Here is a 20812-nt window from a genome sequence, read left to right as displayed (position 1 = left end):
CGAGGGGCCCCGTCCCGGAACAATGGCCGCCATGTCTGACGACTGGAAGCGGCAGATCGACGCGCTCCACTCCGAGTTGGTACGCCGCGACGACCCGGCCGCGTGGGTCAGCGAGGCCGACGCCCTGGACGCCTCGTACCTCTATCCCCATCTCGCGGTGCGCGGCCCGGTGTTCGGGCTCGCCGCGCGCGAGCCGGGCGACGAGACGGACTGGCGGCTCCTCAACGACGTGATGGACGGCACGCCGCAGCAGGCCCGCGACGGCCTCAACTCCCTGCTGTGGTTCAGAGCCAAGGACGACGCGGACGGCCGCGCCGAGCGCCGGGCCCTGCTCGCCGCCGTGGCCCGCCTGGAGCGGGAGCGGGTGAACGAGGTCACCGTCCTCGGCACCCGCTACCGCGTCGTGCGCGGCGAGGAGTTCGCGCGCGCCGGTGACGACGGCCTCGAACCGCCGCGCCCCACCGATCCGGAACCCACCGTCCCCTCCTGGGACCAGCGGCCCTCACCGCCCTCCCACGACGCGGGCTTCGCCCTCGCCCCCGGCCGCGACAGCGGCGTCATGGCGGGCGCGCTGCGGCTCGCGCTGCGCGGCTTCACGTACGCGGGCGACGACTGTCCCCCGGCGATCCGCGAGGAGGCACGGCGGGCCGTACGGGACTACCCGGAGGTGGTCCTCCTGCCCGTCAGCTTCGGGGTCGCGGAGCGCCGCGGCGAACGCTGGCGACCGCGCGGCGCCCTCATGCCGACCCCGCACGACGCCCGCCGCCTGCTCGTCCACGGCCTCACCGAGTTCTGGCCGCTCCTGTACGACCTCGACGACGCCGGCCGCGCCGCGTTCGCCCACGCCGCCGAACGCTTCAAGTCGGCGGGCCGCGCCAACGAGGTGGTCGTCCGCGACCAGTGCTTCCGCATCTGCCGCGTGGAACGCATGGTCCGCGTCGGCCCCGACGGCCCCGAGCCCGCCCGCCCCTCCGACGTGGAAACGACGGACCCGATGAAGCTGCACCCGACGATGGACGAGAACGGGGCCATCCACTACGACGAGTGAGGCGCGGCCGCGGACGCACCGGTCGCCGGGGTGCCCGTGCCGTCCGGCTCCCCGTCCGGCCGACGGCTGGGCGGCTCCTCGCAGCCACCGGTGCCGTCCTCGGCGGCTCTGGTGGCGGCACGGTCACGCCGAGCGGCCTTCCACGCCAAGTGCCCCACGAACAGCGCGACGATCGTGCCCAGGCCGGCGGCGATGTGGACGGCCGAGTCCCAGAAGAACGTCACCCATCCCCAGATGTCCGCGAGCAGGTCACTGGAACCCTTCCCCGGTGCGACGTCGAGCTGGAACTGACGCACGGACTCCGCGAGAGCGTTGTCCGAGTCGAGGTAGTACGCAGTCGCGGTAAAGGCGACCCGTGCCGTGCCTGCCACGTCCGGCCTCACCGACCATTCCCACCTGGCCCGGTCACCGGTCGTCAGCACGTTCTGGACTGTTGACGAATGAGCCTCGCGGGAGTCTCCGAGGTCGTGGCAGTCGATCCTGACCCCCACCCGTGCCCCGACGTCGACCGTGCGGTCAGGCCTGGCGTTCGGAGACCCTCGCCAACTGCCCGAAACGACCACGACGAGCTTCCCCGCCTCGCCCACGCGCAGTCCCCGCGCCTTGAGTTCGAGGTCCCCCTTGAAGAGAGACGTGCGGGCGCGCTTCAGCGTCGAGACGTAGTCGCGCTGCGGATCCGGCGAGGCGCTCTGCCAAGTACCCGGACGCGGGAGAGGGCCTCCCCGTGGGTCGGGCGGTGCCGTGGTGAACACAAGCGAGACGGGCAGGACCAACATCAGCAGGGAAACCAAGAGGACGTGCCACGCATGGCGGCGCAGGAAGGGCGAGTGCGAAGCGCGTACCGGGCGCCCTCGCGGACGATGCGAGCCGTTTCTGTCCCTCATCACCTTCCCAGTTCCCAAGTCGAACTGTTGATCCTCCGCTCCCGCCCCACCGCTCCGGCCGCATCCCCGCACACAGGCCGCTCCAGGGCCGCGTCTCCCCTTGGCGCGCGACGACTTTGCGCATCGCCGTCGCCGAGCGGCGCGAAGGGCACCAATGTGGCACGACCTGGACATCGAGATGCCGGTTTTCTCCCAGGAGCTACGCACACCCCGGCACACTCCCTCGATTCGAGGTGCACCCCGCCGCTGTGCCACCATGACCCCGTGTTGGAGCTAGCCATCCTGGGAAGCCTCGCCGAAGGTCCGTTGCACGGTTATGAGCTGCGGCGGCGGGTCGAGCAGCTCTCCGGGTACACGCGGCCGGTGAGTGACGGGAGTCTGTATCCGGCGATCAACCGGCTGGTCGGGCGCGGGCTGCTCGGGCGGCACAGCGAGCCGGGCGCGGCGGCCACCAGGCGGCAGGTGCTGACGCTCAACGAGGCCGGGCGCGAGCGGCTCCTCGAGTGGCTGCGCGACCCCGCGCCGCACGAGATCACCGACTCCACGCGGTTCTTCACCGTCCTGGCGTTCCTCTCGCTGCTGCCCGACACCGCGCAGCAGCACGCGGTGCTGCTGCGGCGCCTGGAGTTCCTGGAGACCCCCGCGAGCTTCTTCTACGACGGCAACCGCCCGCTGCGCGCCGAGGAGGTCGAGGACCCCTACCGCCGCGGCATGCTCCGCACCGCGCGGGCCGCCCACCGCGCGGAGGTCGCCTGGCTGCGGGCGGTCCTGGACGGCGAGCCCGACGCCTGACCCGGGCGGCCCTGGCGGCCCGGACGTGTCACCGGCCGCACCGGACCCACCAGCCCCGGCGGGCCGTCCGGGCAACCGGACAGACCGCCGCGGATATCCGGCGGCCCGGCCGGGTAGGGAACCCGGTCCGACGTGCGGCGCACATCGAGGTTGCGGCGTCCGCCCCGGTTCTGGTTGCGTCACGCGGGCGACCACGAGAACCGCGGCCCGACCGACTTCCCGCCCTGACGGAGTGCTGATGACCATCGAACCGAGGACGACGACCACCCGCGCCGAGGACACCGCGGCCCGCTGGCTGCGGCGCCCGCAGCCGCGCCCCGGCGCGCGGACCACTCTGGTGTGCTTCCCGCACGCGGGCGGAACCGCGTCCTTCTTCACGCCCTGGGCCCAGTTGGTGCCGCAGCACGTGGAGTTGGTCGCGTTGCAGTACCCGGGCCGTCAGGACCGGCTCGGGGAGCGGCCGATAGCCACGATGACCGACCTGGCCAACGCCGTCGCGGAGGTGCTGCGCACCGGCATACGCGCCGACCGCGAGCTGATCCTCTTCGGGCACAGCATGGGCGCCGCGCTCGCCTGGGAGACCGCGCTGCGCCTGGAGGCCGGGACGGGGCCCGTGCCGCGGCGGCTCTTCGTCTCCGGGCACGAGGGCCCGAGCCGCAAGCGCCGCGGCACGGTGCACCTGCTGCCCGAGGAGCAGTTCGTCGGGAAGATGAAGGAGCTGGGCGGCACCGACCCCCGCCTCCTGGACGAGCCGGAGCTGCGCGAGATGGTGCTGCCCGCGGTCCGCGCCGACTACCGCCTCATCGAGACCTACCGCCCGGACCTCGGCGCCCGGCTCCGCTGCCCGATCGGGGTGTTCACCGGCGACCAGGACGCGGAGGTGACCACGCAGGACGCGGAGGCGTGGCGCGAGGCGAGCCTCGGCGGCGACTTCTTCACCCGGGTGTTCCCCGGTGACCACTTCTACCTCGCGGACCACGCCGCCCGCATCGTCGCCGAGATGTTCGGCGCCCGCTCGGGCGCCGGGCACGGCGCGGGCTGAGCGGGCGCCGGACACGGCGAGGAGCGGGAGACCGTTCAGACCGCGGCGCGCTCCGGCTCCGGCTCCGCCGCCTTCGTGACCGCCTGGCCACGCGGCGCGTGCGCCGTCCGCAGGCCGATCAGGGCGACCGCCACCACCAGGAGGAACGCCCCGCCCGCGATGGCGAAGCTCAGGGTGAACTGGCTCTCCTCGGGCAGCGCGGGCATCCCGGCGGGCAGCTCGATGGTCTTCGACGCGAGGAGGGTGGTGATCATCGCGCTCGCGATGGCACTGCCCACCGAGCGGGAGATGGAGTTGATGCCGTTGGCGATGCCGGTCTGGTGGGCCGGAACGCTCGCGACGATGAGCGCGGGCATGGAGGCGTAGCCGAAGCTGATCGCCAGGCCGACGACCATGCCCGCGCCGATCACGGAGGCGCTGGTGTCGTGGGCCAGGGTCAGCCAGGCGAAGCCGAGCACGCCGAAGGCCGCGCCGACGGCGAGCGTGACGCGCGCCCCGATCCGGCGCACCAGGACGCCGCCGAACTGGGCGCCGACCAGGGAGACGAGGGTGGTCGGCAGCAGATAGACGACGGAGGCGCCGAGCACGGAGGCGCCGAAGCCGTAACCCGCCACGTCCTCGGGCATCTGCACGAGGTACGAGACGCCGATGAACTGGGCGAACATCGCGAAGCCGAGCAGCAGGCCCGCCAGGTTGGTGAAGAGCACGGGGCGGTGCGTGAACATCTTCATGTCCACCATCGGCTCCTTGACCCGGTTCTCGGTGAGGACCCACACTCCCGCCATCACGGCCGCCCCGGCGAAGGAGCCGAGCGTACGGCCCGACGTCCAGCCCCACTCGTGGCCCTGCGAGATCGGCAGGAGCAGCAGGACGAGGAGCAGCGCCAGGGTGAGCGCGCCCAGCCAGTCGGTCCTGCCGCCCGTCGTGGCGCGGGAGGCGGGCACGACGAAGATCACGCCGACGAGGGCGACCACGGCGAGGACGACCGCGAGCCAGAAGACCCGGTGGTAGTCGGGGTCGTCCCCCTGGGTGAGGAGCCCCGCGCCGACGAGGGCGAGACCGCTGCCGAACGCGAGGGTGCCGCTGACCAGGGCCATCGCCCCGTGCAGCTTCTCCGGCCTGATCTCCTCACGCAGCACGGACAGGGCCAGCGGGAAGATCGCCGTGGCCGCTCCCTGGAGGACGCGGCCGACGATCAGCCAGGTCAGCGAGGTCGTGGTGGCGGCGAGCACCGAGCCCGCGATCATCACGAGGAGCACGCCGACGAGCGTGGGCTTCTTGCCGTGCTGGTCGCCGAAGCGGCCGAGGAGCGGGGTGAAGACGGCGGCGGACAGAAGCGTGGCCGTGGTCACCCAGCTGACGTTGGCCGTGGAGGCGCCGAGATCGTTCTGGATGATCGACAGGATCGGGACGACCAGGGTCTGCATCATCGATACGACCATGGCGGCGAGCCCGAGGACCAGGACGATCGAGGTCTGCCCCGAGGGGCGTGACGTCCCCGTGTGAGGTGCGTGAGACACGGAATCTCTTCCCAACTGCTTAAGAACCTAGAAACTTGAGAACCTCAAGCAACTGCATCACTGTAGGGGCCATTGTTTGAGATGGTCAAGTTTTAGGGCGTAAGATGGGCCCATGCCAGAAACTCCACGCGTCGGCACCGGCCAGCTGATGGAGCTGCTCTCGGTCTCGCTCGGCGCCTACTACGGCGACTTCACGGCCGCGGCCGCCCGCGAGAACCTCACGGCCAGCCAGGGCAAGACCCTGAGCGTGCTGCGCCGCGGCCCGGCCGCGATGCGCGTACTCGCCGGGACCCTGGCCTGCGACGCCTCGAACATGACGGGGATCGTCGACCGCCTGGAGAAGCGCGACCTGGTGCGCCGCGAGCCCAGCCCCGGCGACCGGCGCGTCAAGAACGTCGTCCTCACCGCCGAGGGCGAGCGCGTCATCGACGCGATCCGCGCGAACATGCGCACCACGCTCGCGGGCCTGGACACCCTCGACGACGGGGAGCGCACCGCCCTGCACGACCTCCTGAGCCGCGTCTTCGTCGCCGGTCCTGGCGACGCGTCCTAGGGCCTGCGGGCAGCCGTGGTCCCGGCGTGAGCGGTCACGCCGCTCCCCGCGCCCCTACGGGGCGTCCCACCGGGTCAGCGTCTCCGCCACGGCCGCGCTGGCCAGGTAGTTCGCCGCCAGGTGGAAGTCGAAGGCGTGGATGGTCTCGTGGGTGTCGGCGTCCACCCCGCGAAAGGAGCGGGAGACGCCCCGGACCGGCAGGGCGACCAGGTCGCCGAGATCGGCGACGTTGACCCAGCGGCGCACCGACGGCGGGCGCGCGCCGAGGTCGTCGGCCGGTGCGGGAGCGAGGCGCGGGAAGACGGCGTGCGGCAGGGCGAGGGGCGAGCCCAGCGTGAGGAAGAGGTCCACCTCGTGCTCGCGCCGCGCCCACAGCGCTTCGTAGGCGACGACGGAACCGAGCGAGTGCGCGATGACCACGTGGGGGCGCTCGCGGGCGATCACCTCCGCCACCGCGTTCCGCGCGTCGTCCCTGGCTGGGGAACCGCTCCGCAGATACGCGGCCACCTCGCCGAAGAAGCGCGCCACGAACCGCTCGACGAGCTCCGGCGACAGCCGCCGCCGCGCAGCCAGCCAGCCGAGGGCCTGCCGCAGGGGCCAGGTGCCCGGCCCCTGGTCATCCTCCTCCGGGAGGCCCAGCTCCCCCAGCCAGAGCCGGACCAGGGGCTCCGCGTCGTCCGGCAGGTCGTCCAGGTCCACGTCCTCGCCCTGGGCGCCCTCGTCCTGGACGTGGTCCGCGTAATAGGCGACGGTCAGGTCCGCCGCCGTCATGAGGGCGGCGCCCGGGCCGCGGGCCAGATGGCGTCGCCAGATCCCGGTCAGCCGCGCCGACGCGTCCTTCGCGGACTGTCCCGGCTGGTAGTTCCCCACACCGTGTACGCCGACGATCCGCACGGCACCCCCCTGCTCGCCCCCGCCCCGGCCCTCACCGCGCCGTGGGCGGGCGATCTCCCTTTGCCCACCGGCCCGTTGAGCTTCCTGCACAATAGTGGCCGACCCCGATTCGCCGGGGCCGAAGCCGACTCTTGGGCCAGAAGGAGAACGATGCGCGAGGTGGTCCGGTTCCCGCTGGCCAGCGGCGGGATCGCGAGCGTGGAGGTCGAGGACCAGGAGTACGGCGCGCGCCCGGTGGCCCGCTCCCACCACGGCTACATCGAGGCCGCCGGCAGTCTGGACCAGGCCATGGAGCAGATCCGCGAGGTCGCGAACGCGATGGTCCGCCCCCTGCGGGACATCCGGCCCCGGCCGGACGGCGTCGAAGTGGCCTTCGGCGTCCGGCTCAACGCGGAAGCGGGAGCCCTGATCTCCAGCAACGTGGGCGAGAGCCACTTCCAGGTCACCCTCACCTGGGGGACCGAGCCGCCCGGCGAGCCCCTCGTCTGACCGCGGGCCGCCCGGCAGCCGACCCGAGCGAGACATGACCGACCCGACCGAGCCGCCCCCGCCGCCGCACGGACCGGACGCGGGCCCTGCCGACGGAAGCCCCGCCGAGCGCTCCCTCGTCATCTCCGTGGGCGCCTTCACGACCCCGGCGGCCGCCCCCGCCGACGAGGAGGCCCCGCCGGGCTTCCGCCCGCTGCGCTTCGCCCACCGCCGCAGCGGTGCCGTCGCCGCCGCGCTGTCCGCGCTCGGACACCGCCTGCACGGCGACGGCGTCCTCACCGACCCGGCCCTCGCCGAGACCCAGGGCGCCCTCGACGAGGCCCTGCGCGCCACGCCCGTCGCAGGCGCCCTGGTCGTCCACGTGCTCACCCACGGCCACACCGACGACCAGGGCGGCCTCCACCTCGCCATGACCGACAGCGGCCCGTACGACGGACTCGACGTCGAGGCCTGGCTGCGCGCGGTCGAGCGCCGCCCCGACCAGCCCTGCGTCCTGCTGCTCCTCGACGTCTGCCACGCCGGTTCGGCCGTGGACTGGCAGTGGGTCGCGTGGCGGACGCGGCTGCGCGCCGAGCGCCGCAAGGCCTGGGTGCTCGCCGCGTCGGCGGCGGACGAGAAGGCCTACCAGGGCCGGTTCAGCCAGGCCGTCGCCGAGGTCCTGCGGCGCATCCGGGCCGACGGCCTGGGAGCCGACCCCGGGGTCGAGTTCGTCCCCGTCTCGCTGATCGCGCGGGAGATACGCAGGACCCTCGACGCCCTGTGGCGCGCGGAGGACGGCAGGCCGCAGCACCTGGACTCCACGCCGCTCGCCCTGGGCGAGGAGCCCGCCCTGCGGCTCTTCCGCAACCCCCGCTACCGCTCGACGCCGCTGGCCCGCCTCCGCCTGCACACCGAGGACTCCCTGCGCGGCTTCCTCGCCGAGCTCGACCCCGTGCTCGACGCCCAGCACTACCTGGGGCGCGCCTTCGGCGCGCACCGGGTGGCCGAGCGGTCGGTGTGTCTGTTCACCGGCCGCCAGGACGAGTTGGCGCTGCTCACGCCCTGGGTGGACGGCGGCACGGACGACGACGTCGTCCTGCGCGTGGTCACCGGCGGCCCCGGATCGGGGAAGTCGGCCCTCCTCGGCATGCTGGTGTGCGCCGCCCACCCGGACCTGCGCCCGCTGCTCGTCGACCGGCTGCCGCCGGACCTGCGGCTGCCCGGACGCGCGACCTCATTCGCCGCCGTGCACGCGCGCGGCCGGGGCCCCGCCGAGCTCGCCGCCTCCCTGGCGGGGCAGTTGGGGCTCGGCGCCGGGGGCGGGGCGTGGACCGCGTCCGACGTGGTGGGCGCGCTGCGGCAGCGGGTGTCGCAGGGCGGGGCGCCCGCCGTGATCGTGGTCGACGCCCTCGACGAGGCCGCCCACGTGCCGGACACCGTGGCCCTGTTGCTCCTGCCGCTGGCCCGGGCCCGCAGCGTCGACCGGGGGCGGCGGCGCGGCGGGCGGCCCGTGTGCCGCCTCCTGGTGGGCACCCGGGACGTGTCCGAGGCGGCCCCGCTGCTCGCCGAGGCCCACCGGCACGGCGGAGTCCTCGACCTCGACGCCGTGTCCCCCGCCGCGCTGCGCGCCGACGTGACCCGCTACCTCCTGCGCCACCTGGAACGGGATCCCGCGTACGACACCGCCGCCCAGGCGGGCCTCCGGGACGAACTCAGCCTGCGGATCGCCGGGGCCCTGGTGCCCGACGCCCGCGCCCCCGGCCCGGCGCGGGGCGGCGCGCCGGGGGCGTACCTCCTGGCGAGCCTGTACCTCCAGCATCTGCTCACGGCCCGCGAGCCCGTGGGCCCCGGCGCGGTCGACCGGGTAGTGGCGGAGGTGCCGCGGGACGTGCCCGACGTACTCGCCCTGCACTTGCGGCAGTTGGGCGACGCCTGGGCCCGGCCCGTGCTCACGGCCCTGTCCCACGCCGGGCATCCGGGCCTGCCCGCCGAGCTGGTCCTCGCGCTCGCGCCGCTGATGGACGGCGCGCCCGCCGCCGGGACGGACCGGGCGACCGTCTCGCAGGTCCTCACCGACCTCGCGTTCTACCTGAGGCGTTCGGTGGACACCGACGGCACGACCCTGTACCGCCTCTTCCACCAGGAGCTGGTCGACCACCTCAAGGCGGCGCCGGTGCCGGCCCGCGCCGTCCACCTTGCCCTGCTCGCGCCGCTGCGGCCCGCCGGGTCCGACGCCGTGGACTGGGCCCTCGCGCTGCCCTACCACCTGCGGCACCTGATCGAGCACGCCGCCGCCGCGGGGCTGCGCGACACGCTCCTCGCGGACCCCGGCTTCCTCGCGCACGCCGATCCGGCAGGCCTGGTCCGGCACCTCGACGCCGCCGAGAGCGCGGAGGCACGCGAACTGGCGGGCGTGTACGGCATGTCGGCCGACCGGCACCGCCACGCGGACCCCGCGGCGCGGCGCTCCGTCATGGCCGTCGACGCGGCCCGCTCGCAGAACGCCGGGCTCGTGCGGCGCCTCACGCACTCCCCCGGGGCCGCGCCCGCCGCGTGGACGCCCTCCTGGTTCTCCGGACGGCTGGGCCGCCCGGTGTCCGGCACGGTCGTGACCACGCAGCGGACCGTCACCGCGCTGGCCGTCGGCGAGTTCGCCGGGCGCCCGGTGGCGCTCAGCACGGACGGCGCCGCACTGCGGCTGTGGGACCTGTGGACGGGGCAGTCCCTCGGCCCGGCCCTGACGGGCCACACCCGTCCGGTGCGCGCAGTCGCCCTGGGGCGGCTCGGTCCCCGGACCTACGCCCTGACCGGAGCGGGCGACGCCACCGTCCGCCTGTGGGACCTGGAGGGGCAGCGCCCGCACGGCCCCGCGCTGCGGGGACACCGGGGGTCGGTGACCGGCGTGGCCTTCGTCGCGGTCGACGGGGCCGCGCTCGTCCTGTCCGCCGCCACCGACGGCACCCTGCGGCTGTGGGATCCCCGCCACGGACGGCCCGTCGGCCCGGTCGTCACCACCGGCACCTCGCCGGTCCGTGCCCTCGCGGTGCTCGACGATCCCGGCGGGCCGCTCGCCGTCACCGCCGACGGCGACGGGGCGGTACGGCTGTGGAGCCTGCGGCGGCGCGCCGCGCTGGGCGCCCCGCTCCCGGACGCCCCCGCGCGGATCGAGCACCTGGCCGCCGCGCCGTGCGGCCGGGGCCGTGCGCTGGTGCTCGCGGCGGGACCCGGCCGTGCCTGCCTCTGGGACGTCGCCCTCGACAGCGCGGGGGCCGCCCCCGGGGACGGCCCGGTCCTCGCCGCGGGCCCGCCGACCGTGCTCCCCGCGACCACGGGGCCGGTGGGCCTGCTGCCCGCCGCCCACCGCGACCCGGCCGTGGTCGTCACGCCCCGGGCGGAGAGCCTCGCCCTGCGGACGCTGCCCGACGGCGCGGAGCGCGTCGTCGGCGGCCATGCGCGGGCCGTCACCGCCCTGGCGACGAGCGTGGTGGACGGGCGGCGCGTGGTGCTGACCGGCAGTCAGGACACCACCATCCGGCGCTGGTACCCGGACTCCCCCACGTCACCGCCCGAACACGGCCATCCCGGCCTGGTCACCGCCCTGGCCTGCGGCACCGTCGGCGGTCTGCGCGTGACCGCCGTCGCGGCCGACAGCGAGATCTGTCTGCGCGACCTCACCGGCGGCCGCGTCCTGCGCCGACTCGACACCGGCCACGGCATCGTCACCGGTGTGGCGTTCGCCCGGACGTCCCGGCGTACGGTCCTCGTCAGCGTGGGCACGGACCGGGCCGTACGGGTCACGGACGCGGGCGGGGAAGAGGTCGTGCCGCCGCTGACCGGGCACACCGGCCGCGTCGACGCGCTGGCCGTCGGCCGCGTCGACGGCGGGCCCGTCGCCGTCACCGGCGGGGTCGACCGCAGCATCGCCGTCTGGGACTTGAGGGGCCAAAGCCTGCTCGGCCGACACGTGTCCGCGCACGACGCGCCGGTCACCGGCGTCGCCGTCGCCCCGGCCGCGGACGGCTCCGCGACCGTGGTCTCCTGCGGCGACGACAGGACCGTCAGGCTCTGGCGCCTGACCTCCGAAGGGCTCTTCGCCCGGCGCGTCATCCGCCAGGAGGGGTCCGTCCGCTCCGTGGCGCTGCGCCCCTCCGTGGCCGGTCCTGTCGCCGTCACCGTCGGCAGCGACCACGCGATCCGCCTCTGGGACAGCACCGACGGAAGTCCGCTCGGCCCGCCCCTCGCAGGGCACACTGCCGCCGTCATCGGCGTCGCGGTGGGGCGCTGCCAGGGGATCCCGGCCGCGTTCACCCTGGGGGCCGACGCCACCGTGCGTGCCTGGGACCTGCACGGCCGCCGTCCCCTGGCCCTGCTCGAACTTCCCGAGCCCGGCGAGGCGTTGGCCTGGGCGCCGGGCAGGGGGCTGCTGATCGGCATGGGCCGGGACGTCCTCCTGCTCCGCGAGGCACCCCGCTGAGCCCCCGTGGCGCGCCCGCGGCGAGCGCACGACTTCGCCCCCTCTCCGTGCCGGCCGCCGTCCTCACCGGGCCCCGCGGGCCGCAGAGGTGGTCAACCCGGTGCCCGGGCACCGCTCGTCCCGCACCGAGGCGAGCGCGCCGACGGCATCCGGCTCGCCTCGGGCCTCCCGCTATGACGACGGCGCGGCCGTCGCCCTCCCCCCGCGCACAGCGCCGGGCGTCTCGGCCGCCGGGAGATACGCGGTCACGCTCACCGCGGGCGCCGAGGCGGGGCTCGCGCCCACCGCCGGGCATATGCACTCGACCCGCCCGCAGTACGGACAGACTGGAACCATGGATGTCATGCCTTGCACTATGCCCTCCTGAAGTCAAGATTCCGTTAGAACCTGATGATTATCGGCTAGCTCACAGTGGACACTTGCTCCGCGCGGGGCGGATACGGTGGCCGTGTGATCGAGAGGTGGGACGACACGGCTCCGGGGGTGCTGAAGCTGCCCTCGGGCCGTCTGGTGCGCGGGCGCGGTCTGCGAAGGCCGCTGCCCGAGGGGCCCGGGCCGATGTTCGCCGTGTACCTCCTCGGCAGGCCCGCACCCCCTGTGGAGTGGGACGCACGCTGGCTGCGCTGGCCTGACTTCCGGCTGCCGTCGGATCGCGCGGAGGCGCGGCGGCTGCTCGGCGAGGCCTGGGCGCGGGCCGCGACGGAGCGCGTCGAGGTCGCGTGCGGCGGAGGTGTCGGCCGGACCGGCACGGCGCTCGCGTGCCTGGCCGTGCTCGACGGCGTCCCCGGCGACGAGGCCGTCGGATACGTCCGCGCGGGCTATCACCGCCGCGCGGTCGAGACCCCCTGGCAGCGCCGCTTCGTCCGCGCCTTCGCCGCCGGGTCCGGCACCGCCGCCTAGGCGTGCGGCGGGCGGGCCGCCGCGAACTCGCCGTGCCCGTACGTCACTTCCGTAGGATTCCCGCAGGGGTATGCCGAAGGAGTGGCCCATGGATCTGGAGCTGGCGGCCGATGAGCTGAAGACCGTGGTCAACCGGCTGCGCCGGGCGCAGGGGCAGATCGCCGGAGTGATCAGAATGATCGAGGAGGGGCGCGACTGCGAGGAGGTGGTCACCCAACTCGCCGCCGCTTCGCGCGCGTTGGACAAGGCCGGGTTCGCCATCATCGCGACGGGGCTCCAGCACTGCCTCGCTGACGAGGACCTCGCCGAGGGCGGCGACAGGGACCGGATGCGGGCCCGGCTGGAGAAGCTGTTCCTGTCCCTGGCCTGAGGGCGCGCGCGTTCCCAGCGCCACCGCGCGCTCCGTGCGGCGCTCATCGTCGTACGGCGACGTCGACGAGCATCCCGGCCGCCACCGCGAGCAGCACGCAGGCGAAGGCCTGCCGCAGCCGGGGCCCGGAGAGGCGGGCCGCGAGGCGCTTGCCGTCCCAGGCACCGAGGACGGCGGCACCGGTGAACGGCGCGATCACCGACCAGTCGAGGCCCGCCGTGGTGCTGCCCCGCATGGCCAGCGAGGCGAGGGAGTTGGCCGCGATGACGAGCAGGCTGGTTCCGGTCGCGGCCCGCATCTCGAAGGCGAGCACGGTGACCAGGGCGGGCACGACGAGGAACCCGCCGCCCACCCCCAGGAGCCCGGTCAGCGCGCCGAGCGCGGCCCCGGTGCCCGCCGCCCGGCCGGGCCGCACCGCGCCCGCCCCGCGCGCCCCCGTCGGCCCCGTCGGCCCCGTCGGCCCCGTCGGCCCCGTCGGCCCCGTCGGCCCCGGCCTCAGCATGCGCAGCGCGGCGAGACCCGCCACGGCGGCGAACGCGCCGGTGAGCACCGGCTGCGGCAGCCGCCCCGCCGCCGCGCCCGCCGCGGCGGCGGGCGGGATGCCCGCTCCGGCGAACAGGCCCCCCGCGCGCCAGCGGACGTGGCCCGCGCGGGCATGGGCGTACAGGGCGCTCAGCGAGGTGACGGCGACGATCAGGAGGCTCGCGGTGGTCGCGGCGGCCGGGGTGAAGCCGAGCGGATAGATCAGCGCGGGGACCGCGAGGACACTGCCCCCGCCGCCCAGCGCGCCGAGCGCGAGGCCGACCACGGCTCCGGCGGTCAGGGCGAGCACGAGCGCACTCATCGACGGTTCCGGGCCGGGTCAGGGGGAGGAGGGCCGGAGGGGGACGAGGCCCGCCTGCTCCGCGGCGGCGAAGCTGTCGTCGACGACGACCACGTCCCGCCCGGCCGCGTCGAGGAGCGAGGCCCCGATCGTCGCGCGCGTACCGCTGGCGCAGTGCACCCAGACCACGCCGTCCGGCACCTCGCGGACGCGGTCGCGCAGTTCGTGGACGGGGATGTGCACGGAGGCCTCGACCCGGCCGGCGCGGCGCTCGGTGGCGCGGCGCACGTCGAGCACCACGACGTCGCCGCGCCCGGCACGGGCCCTGGCGAGGTCGGCGAAAGTGGCGCAGCCGCCCGCCGCGAGGCGGCCGCCGGGGCCCACCCAGGAGCGGGGATCGCCGGTAGCGGCGGCGGCCGGGCGGTCGATGCCGACGCGGACCAGCTCCCGCTGGGCGTGGGCGAGTTGACCGGCCGAGGCGGCGAGCAGTGTGACGGGTCTGCGCCAGGGCAGCAGCCAGGCCAGATAGGTGGCGAGGTTGCCTTCGGCCTCGAAGTTGACGGACCCCGGCACGTGCCCGGCGGCGTAGGCCACGCGGTGGCGCAGGTCCACCACCCACTCCCCCGCGGCGAGGCGCGCGGCGATGCTCTCGGCGGTCGCGGGTTCCGGCGGGGTGAGGTCGACGGGGGCGGGCCCCGCGGCGTTGACCGGGCCCATGTGCGCGTAGTACGCGGGCACGTCGTCGAGCCCGGCAAGCAGCTCGGCGACGAACGCGTCCACGTCCTTGGTCAGGGCGGCGTTGCCCGCCCGTTCGGCGCCGACGGTGGTCTCCTGGCCCGGCGCTCGGCCGGACGCGCAGAAGCTGCCGAAGCCGTGGGTGGGCAGGAGGCGCACCGCGTCGTCGAGCGCGTCCGCCAGCCGGTGCGCGGACGCGTGCTGGGCGCGGGCCAGGCGCTCGGTGAGCCGTGGCTCGACGAGGTCGGGCCGCCCCACCGCGCCGATCAGGAGCGAGCCGCCGGTGAACGCCGCGACCGCGCGGCCGCCCTCGGTCAGGACGTATGCCGTGTGGTGCGGGGTGTGGCCGGGAGTGGCGAGGGCCCGCAGCGCCAGGTCCTCGTCGACGGTGACCGCGTCGCCGTCCGCGACGGGGGTGTGCGGGAAGGACACGGCGGCCCCGGCCGGGACCAGGTAGCGGGCACCGGTGAGGCGGGCGAGCTCCAGGCCGCCGCTGAGGTAGTCGTTGTGAACGTGGGTCTCCGCGACGTACGCGATCCGCACGCCCCGGCGGGCGGCCGCCGCGATGACCTGATCGACGTCGCGCGGCGGGTCGATCGCGACGGCCGAGCGGGGGCCCGCCGCCAGATAGCTGTGGTTGCCCAGGCTCGGAAACTCCAGGGTGTCGACGGCGAACACGGCGGCTCCTCCCCATGCGGCGGCGGTACCGGGCGAGTACCCAGGGGGGTATTTTCGATTCCGGCCGCCGCACAGGTTGGCGCGGTTCTTACCCCCGCGCGGGCGCGCGCCCCGCGCTCACGCCCCCGCGGCCGGGGCCCCGTCGGCCCCTGGCGCGGGCAGGGACCGGGTGAGCTGGTGCGATCTGCGTAAACGGCCGTCCTCGGTGAACTCGCCGAAGAGGTGCACCTCGGTGACGGTGGGGCCGCCCTTGCGGGTCCGGGCGTGCATCGTGAGGCGGGCGGCGATCCGGCCGCCGTCCGCGACGGCCTCGTGCACGTCGAACCGCCAGCCGACCACGTTCTTGCGCACGGGGCGCAGATGGGCGAGGAGGCGGTCGTGGTCGATCGGCACCCCGTCGCTGATCTGCACGACGTCCGGCGTGTAGTGGCGCTCCATGACGGACTCCGGCGCGTCGCCGCGGACCGTGGACTCGGTGAGGGAGGTGAAGAAGTCCGCGATGAACCGTTCGGGGGTGGTGTCGGTGAGTGGCTTCATGACGCTCCTGTCCGCTGGACGGATGCCGGGCGGCCGCTCGGCGGGTGCCGGGCGGCCGCTGGGTGGATGCCGGACGACTGCTGGACGGGTGCCGGACGACTGCTCGGCGGGTGCCCGGCGACTGCTGGACGGGTGCCGGACGACTGCTCGGCGGATGCCGGACGACCGCAGGGCGGGTGCCGGGCGACTGCTCGGCGGATGCCGGACGACCGCTGGACGGATGCCGGACGACCGCTCGGCGGATGCCGGACGACCGCAGGGCGGGTGCCGGACGACTGCTCGGCGGATGCCGGACGACCGCTGGACGGATGCCGGACGACCGCTCGGCGGATACCCGGCGACTGCTGGACGGATGCCCGGCGACTGCTGGACGGGTGCCGGACGGCCGCTCGGCGGATGCCGGACGGCCGCTGGGCGGGTGCCCGTTGGCTGGGGTGCCGGGCTACGATTTCTGACACCTCTGTAAGATATGACTCCTCGACAACTTGGACAAGGGTGTAAGAGATGACGCCTTCCGCGGAACCGCCCCGGCGCCGCCGCGCCGACGCCGAGCGCAGCAGAGCCGCTGTCCTGGACGCGGCGGTGCGGCTGCTGCGGCAGCGGCCGGACGCGGGCATGGCGGCCGTCGCCGAGGCGGCGGGCGTGACCCGGCAGACCGTCTACGCCCACTTCTCCTCCCGCGACGACCTCCTCGCGGCCGCTGTCGACCGGATCACCGAGGACGCGGTCGCCGCCCTGGACGCCGCCGCACTCGACGAAGGGCCCGCCGTGCAGGCGCTGTTGAGGTTCCTCGACGCCTCCTGGGCGTCGTTCGAGAACAACGCGTGGCTGCTTCAGGCGCCGTCGGCCGCCGGTTCGGCGGAGCGCGACGACGCGCGCCACGAGCCCGTCACCGAACGGCTCGTCCGGCTGGTCGAACGGGGCCAGCAGGCGGGCGAGTTCACCCCCGGCCTCGCGCCGCGCTGGCTGGTGGCCATGACGGTCGCCCTCGGGCACGCCGCCGGTGAGGAGGTCGCCGCCGGGCGCGTGCCGGGCGCCGCCGCCGGGGCCGCGCTGCGCACGACGGTTCTCCGGGTCCTCGGCGCCACGGAGCCCGCCTAGGACCTGTCCGAGGCCTGCCGAGGCCCGTCCCCGGAGCCTGCCGGGGCCTGTCCGGCGCCTGCCCGGGTCCCGTCCGGGTCCCGTCCGGGCCGGAGGATGCCAACTCCCCCTGCCATGGCGCCCGTTCGGCTGCTAAGGAAGGGGCATGACAGATCACGTCGCCGTCATCGGCGCCGGGTTCGCCGGCCTGTGCATGGCCATGCGCCTGACCCGGGCCGGTGTCGCCCCGTTCACCGTGTACGAGAAGGCCGACGACCTCGGCGGGGTGTGGCGGGACAACACCTACCCGGGCGCGGGCTGCGACATCCCCTCACAGCTGTACTCGTACTCCTTCGCGCCCCGTGCGGACTGGAGCCGCGCCTACCCCCGGCAACCGGAGCTGCTGCGCTATCTGCGCGACTGCGCCGACGCCCACGGCCTGCGCCCGCGGATCCGCTTCGGCACGGAGATCGTCGCGGCCTCGTACGACGAGACACACCGGTGCTGGGAGCTGCGCACCGCCGCGGGCCGCGTCCATCGCGCCCGGGTCCTGGTGACGGCCGTCGGCCAGCTGAACAGGCCCCGGTTCCCCGACGTTCCCGGCCGCGGGGACTTCGCGGGCACCGCGTTCCACTCGGCCCGCTGGAACCACCGGCACGACCTGACCGGCCAGGCCGTGGGGGTGATCGGGACCGGCCCGAGCGCGGTGCAGTTCGTGCCGCGCGTCGCGCGGCAGGCGCGCACCCTGCGGGTGTTCCAGCGCTCGGCGAACTGGGTCATGCCCAAGTGGGACTACCGCTACGGGCCCGTCCACCGGGCCCTGTTCCGCACGGCGCCCGGCCGTCTCGCCTTCCGCGGCGGCTGGTTCGCCTTCTGCGACACCGTGCTGTACTCGGCCGTGCGCGGCGGGCGGCTCGGCAAGGCCGTCGAGTACCTCTGCCGCCGCCAACTGCGCACCCAGGTGCCGGATCCGGTGCTGCGGGCCAAGCTCACCCCGGACTTCCCCCTCGGCTGCAAGCGCGTCCTCATCTCGGACGACTACCTTCCGGCGCTCGGGCGGGACAACGTCGAGCTGATCACCGAGAGGGTCACCCGGATCACCCCGCGCGGCGTCGTGACCGCCGACGGCACCGAGCACGCCCTCGACACCCTCATCTACGGCACGGGGTTCACCGCCACCGAGTTCCTCGCCGCCGTGACCGTCACCGGGCGGGACGGCCGGCTCCTTCGCGAGGAGGCCTGGGCGGACGGGGCGGCCGCCTTCCTCGGCATGACCGTGCCCGGCTTCCCCAACCTCTTCCTCCTCTACGGACCGAACACCAACCTCGGCAACAACTCCGTGGTCCTCATGATCGAGGCCCAGGTCCGCTACGTCCTCGACTGCCTGGCCACGCTCGACCGCGAGGGCCGGAACGCGTGGGAGGTGCCCCCGGAGGCCTTCGCCGCCTTCCAGGACCGCGTCCAGGAGGCCCTGGGCGAGACCGTGTGGCAGGCGGGCTGCGACAGCTGGTACAAGACCGCGACCGGGAGGATCACCAACAACTGGCCGTACCGCGCCGCCCGTTACCGCGCCCTCACCCGCCGCCCCGGACGGGCAGCCGCACGCCCGGTGACGAAGGAGTGACGGGCCCGACCACCCATTGCGTTTGGCATAGGACAATCCTATGTTTGACACAGGACGAATCCTGGCCGAGCCGTGGAGGTGGTGGGCGTGGCGATCCGCGGGGCGACGGCCGTGGAGATCGCGGACAGCGTGCGGGACCTGATCACCGCGGGAGAGCTGGCGCCCGCGGATCCGCTGCCGCCGGTGCGGGCGCTGGCGGCCGACCTCGGCGTGAACCGGAACACGGTGGCGGCGGCGTACCGCCAGCTGGTGGTCGCCGGAGTGGCCGAGACCCACGGGCGCGGCGGGACCGTGGTCGCGGGGACGCCCCAACTCGCCCGCGAGGGAGCCGGGTTCGGCGGCGGCCTCACCGACCTCGCCAGCGGCAACCCCGATCCCCTGCTGCTGCCCGACACCCTCGCGGCGGCCGGGCGCGGCGGCTACCGGCCGCAGCTGTACGGCGCGCCCGCCGTCGACCCCGGCCTCCTGGACTGGGCGACCGCGCACTTCGCCGAGGACCTGCCGGACCGCCCGTTCCGGGTCCTGGTGACCAACGGCGCGGCGGACGCCACGGAGCGCCTCCTCACCGCCCACCTCACGCGCGGCGACGCCGTGGCCGTCGAGGACCCGTGCTTCCTCGCGAGCATCGGCACGCTGCGCCTGAACGGCTACCGCACCGCCCCGGTCGCGGTCGACCACGCCGGGATGCGCCCGCAGGCGCTGCGCGCCGCCCTGGAGTCGGGGGCGCGCGCGGTGGTGTGCACGCCGCGCGCCCACAACCCGACCGGAGCGAGCCTGACCACGGGGCGGGCCGCCGAGCTGCGCGCCGTCCTGGCCGCGCACCCGGGGGTCCTGGTGGTCGAGGACGACCACTTCTCGGCCGTCTCCGCCGTGCCGTACCGCCGCGTCACGCCGACGGGGACCGCCACCTGGGGGCTGGTGCGCTCGGTGTCCAAGTTCCTCGGCCCTGACCTGCGCCTGGCCCTCGTCGCCACCGACCGGGAGACCGCCCGGCGCCTGGAGGCCCGGCTGAGCGCGGGCACGATGTGGGTGAGCCTGCTGCTCCAGCACACCGCCCGCGAACTCCTGCGCGACCCGGAGGTGCGGGCCCTGCACGACCGGGCGCGCCGCTCCTACGCCGCGCGCTCGGCGCTCCTGGTCGGGGAGCTGGCCGCGCACGGCATCGGCGTCCCCGGCTCCCAGCGGCCCGACGGCCTGAACGTCTGGGTGGACCTGAACCAGCGGGCCCGGCCCGTCGTCGAGGCCCTCGCGCGCCGCGGCTGGGCGGTGCGCCCCGGCGACCTCTTCGCCGCGGGTCCCGCCGGCCGGCAGGCGCTGCGCGTCACGACCGCCACGCTCACCAGGGCGCTCGCCCGGCGGTTCGCCGCCGATCTGGCCGCCGTCCTCGACCGTCCGCACGCCGCGTGAACCGCCCCGGGCCCGCACGCCCTCCGCTTGCGCCCACCTTCCGCAGAAGGGACGTCCCGTCATGTTCACCGGCCTCAGCGCCTTCCCCCTGACCCCGACCGACGAGTCGGGCATCGACGAGCGGGCCTACGCCCGGCTCGTCGCGCGCCTCGCCGCCTCGGGCGTGGATTCGATCGGCGCGCTCGGCTCCACCGGCGGCTACGCCTATCTGTCCCGCGAGGAGCGCGCCCGCGCCGCGCGCGTCGCCGTCGATGCGGCCGGGGACACCCCGGTCCTCGTCGGGATCGGCGCCCTGCGCACCACGCAGGTCCTGGCGCTCGCCGAGGACGCGCAGAAGGCGGGCGCGGCGGCGGTCCTGCTCGCCCCGATGACGTATCAGCCGCTCGGCGACGACGAGGTGTTCGGGCTCTACGAGGACGTGACGCGCGAGCTGTCCGTGCCACTGTGCGTGTACGACAACCCGCGCACCACGCACGTGGACTTCAGCGACGAACTCCACGGCCGCGTCGCGCGGTTGCCGAACGTCGCCGCGATCAAGATCCCGCCGGTGCCCGGCGATCCGGCCGCGGCCCGGGAGCGCGTCGCCGCGCTGCGGGCACTCGTCCCGGACTCCGTGTCGCTCGGGGTGAGCGGCGACTGGTCGGCGGCCACCGGTCTGACCGCGGGGTGCGACGTGTGGTACTCGGTCCTCGGCGGGCTCTTCCCCGACGTCGCCCTCGCCCTCACCCGGGCGGCCCGGACCGGGGACGCGGCCGGGGCCGCGGCCCGCTCCGAGCGCCTCGAACCGCTGTGGGAACTGTTCCGGCGCCACGGCGGCCTGCGCGTCATGTCGGCCGCGGCCGCCCATCTGGGTCTCGCGCCGGAGCCGAACCTGCCCCGGCCGCTGCGCGGCCTCGCCGCCGAGGACCGCGACCGCCTGGTCGCCGTCCTCGACGGTCTGGGCCTCACCTCCGCCGCCGGGCAGGGCGTGTGACGCGGGCTTC

The 20812-nt window shown here is 75.2% G+C and carries 18 protein-coding genes; 12 read left to right on the top strand and 6 right to left on the bottom strand.

The window, feature by feature from the left end:
- Nucleotides 1–31 precede the first annotated feature (31 nt).
- Nucleotides 32–1048, top strand: a complete 1017-nt coding sequence (locus AC5WAM_RS36290; RefSeq protein ID WP_366795464.1) for a DUF5954 family protein — start codon at nucleotides 32–34, stop codon at nucleotides 1046–1048.
- Here the strand turns inward: AC5WAM_RS36290 and AC5WAM_RS36285 are convergent.
- Nucleotides 1036–1839 carry a hypothetical protein gene (locus AC5WAM_RS36285; RefSeq protein WP_495520115.1) on the bottom strand — a complete coding sequence of 268 codons (804 nt, stop codon included), beginning with the start codon at nucleotides 1837–1839 and terminating at the stop codon, nucleotides 1036–1038. The genes AC5WAM_RS36290 and AC5WAM_RS36285 overlap by 13 nt on opposite strands.
- 357 nt (nucleotides 1840–2196) lie before the next feature.
- Here AC5WAM_RS36285 and AC5WAM_RS36280 point away from each other — a divergent pair, with 357 nt between their 5' ends.
- Together AC5WAM_RS36280 and AC5WAM_RS36275 are read left to right on the top strand one after the other, a co-directional pair.
- Complete coding sequence (locus AC5WAM_RS36280; protein ID WP_495520114.1) at nucleotides 2197–2724, top strand: PadR family transcriptional regulator; 528 nt, start codon at nucleotides 2197–2199, stop codon at nucleotides 2722–2724.
- A gap of 238 nt (nucleotides 2725–2962) precedes the next feature.
- Complete coding sequence (locus AC5WAM_RS36275; RefSeq protein WP_366795466.1) at nucleotides 2963–3766, top strand: thioesterase II family protein; 804 nt, start codon at nucleotides 2963–2965, stop codon at nucleotides 3764–3766.
- A gap of 35 nt (nucleotides 3767–3801) precedes the next feature.
- Here AC5WAM_RS36275 and AC5WAM_RS36270 read toward each other — a convergent pair whose 3' ends face one another.
- Nucleotides 3802–5286, bottom strand: a complete 1485-nt coding sequence (locus AC5WAM_RS36270; protein WP_495520113.1) for an MFS transporter — start codon at nucleotides 5284–5286, stop codon at nucleotides 3802–3804.
- A gap of 112 nt (nucleotides 5287–5398) precedes the next feature.
- Between AC5WAM_RS36270 and AC5WAM_RS36265 the strand changes: the two genes are divergently transcribed.
- Nucleotides 5399–5839, top strand: a complete 441-nt coding sequence (locus tag AC5WAM_RS36265) for a MarR family winged helix-turn-helix transcriptional regulator (RefSeq protein WP_495520112.1) — start codon at nucleotides 5399–5401, stop codon at nucleotides 5837–5839.
- A 54-nt stretch (nucleotides 5840–5893) separates the two neighbouring features.
- On the opposite strand, the gene AC5WAM_RS36260 is transcribed toward AC5WAM_RS36265, so the two are convergent.
- Nucleotides 5894–6733: a serine peptidase gene (locus tag AC5WAM_RS36260; protein WP_495520111.1), complete on the bottom strand. Its 840-nt coding sequence runs from the start codon at nucleotides 6731–6733 to the stop codon at nucleotides 5894–5896.
- A gap of 150 nt (nucleotides 6734–6883) precedes the next feature.
- Here AC5WAM_RS36260 and AC5WAM_RS36255 point away from each other — a divergent pair, with 150 nt between their 5' ends.
- From AC5WAM_RS36255 to AC5WAM_RS36240, 4 genes are all read left to right on the top strand, one after another.
- Nucleotides 6884–7222 carry a CU044_2847 family protein gene (locus tag AC5WAM_RS36255; RefSeq protein ID WP_366795471.1) on the top strand — a complete coding sequence of 113 codons (339 nt, stop codon included), beginning with the start codon at nucleotides 6884–6886 and terminating at the stop codon, nucleotides 7220–7222.
- 34 nt (nucleotides 7223–7256) lie between these two features.
- Nucleotides 7257–11675, top strand: a complete 4419-nt coding sequence (locus AC5WAM_RS36250) for a hypothetical protein (protein ID WP_495520110.1) — start codon at nucleotides 7257–7259, stop codon at nucleotides 11673–11675.
- Between the two features lie 450 nt (nucleotides 11676–12125).
- Nucleotides 12126–12575 carry a protein-tyrosine phosphatase family protein gene (locus tag AC5WAM_RS36245; RefSeq protein ID WP_366795473.1) on the top strand — a complete coding sequence of 150 codons (450 nt, stop codon included), beginning with the start codon at nucleotides 12126–12128 and terminating at the stop codon, nucleotides 12573–12575.
- Nucleotides 12576–12663: 88 nt separating this feature from the next.
- On the top strand, nucleotides 12664–12945 hold the full coding sequence (locus AC5WAM_RS36240; protein ID WP_138958199.1) for a metal-sensitive transcriptional regulator: 282 nt from the start codon (nucleotides 12664–12666) through the stop codon (nucleotides 12943–12945).
- Nucleotides 12946–12988: 43 nt separating this feature from the next.
- Here AC5WAM_RS36240 and AC5WAM_RS36235 read toward each other — a convergent pair whose 3' ends face one another.
- The 3 genes from AC5WAM_RS36235 to AC5WAM_RS36225 all read right to left on the bottom strand — a co-directional run bounded on the left by AC5WAM_RS36235 (nucleotide 12989) and on the right by AC5WAM_RS36225 (nucleotide 15718).
- Nucleotides 12989–13789 carry a sulfite exporter TauE/SafE family protein gene (locus AC5WAM_RS36235; protein ID WP_495520109.1) on the bottom strand — a complete coding sequence of 267 codons (801 nt, stop codon included), beginning with the start codon at nucleotides 13787–13789 and terminating at the stop codon, nucleotides 12989–12991.
- A gap of 18 nt (nucleotides 13790–13807) precedes the next feature.
- A complete protein-coding gene (locus AC5WAM_RS36230; protein WP_495520108.1) occupies nucleotides 13808–15181 on the bottom strand; it encodes a rhodanese-like domain-containing protein in 1374 nt (457 codons plus the stop codon).
- A gap of 117 nt (nucleotides 15182–15298) precedes the next feature.
- Nucleotides 15299–15718, bottom strand: coding sequence for a nuclear transport factor 2 family protein (locus AC5WAM_RS36225; protein WP_366795476.1), 420 nt, complete (start codon nucleotides 15716–15718; stop codon nucleotides 15299–15301).
- A gap of 504 nt (nucleotides 15719–16222) precedes the next feature.
- Here AC5WAM_RS36225 and AC5WAM_RS36220 point away from each other — a divergent pair.
- From AC5WAM_RS36220 to AC5WAM_RS36205, 4 genes are all read left to right on the top strand, one after another.
- Nucleotides 16223–16819 carry a TetR/AcrR family transcriptional regulator gene (locus AC5WAM_RS36220; RefSeq protein WP_495520107.1) on the top strand — a complete coding sequence of 199 codons (597 nt, stop codon included), beginning with the start codon at nucleotides 16223–16225 and terminating at the stop codon, nucleotides 16817–16819.
- Between the two features lie 145 nt (nucleotides 16820–16964).
- Nucleotides 16965–18422: a flavin-containing monooxygenase gene (locus AC5WAM_RS36215; RefSeq protein ID WP_495520106.1), complete on the top strand. Its 1458-nt coding sequence runs from the start codon at nucleotides 16965–16967 to the stop codon at nucleotides 18420–18422.
- Between the two features lie 87 nt (nucleotides 18423–18509).
- Nucleotides 18510–19829, top strand: a complete 1320-nt coding sequence (locus AC5WAM_RS36210) for an aminotransferase class I/II-fold pyridoxal phosphate-dependent enzyme (protein ID WP_495520105.1) — start codon at nucleotides 18510–18512, stop codon at nucleotides 19827–19829.
- Nucleotides 19830–19890: 61 nt separating this feature from the next.
- Complete coding sequence (locus AC5WAM_RS36205) at nucleotides 19891–20802, top strand: dihydrodipicolinate synthase family protein (protein ID WP_495520104.1); 912 nt, start codon at nucleotides 19891–19893, stop codon at nucleotides 20800–20802.
- The last annotated feature ends 10 nt before the right edge of the window (nucleotides 20803–20812 follow it).

This window comes from Streptomyces sp. JLYT201, from assembly GCF_059448825.1.
This window is presented reverse-complemented; position numbering and strand designations above follow the sequence as displayed.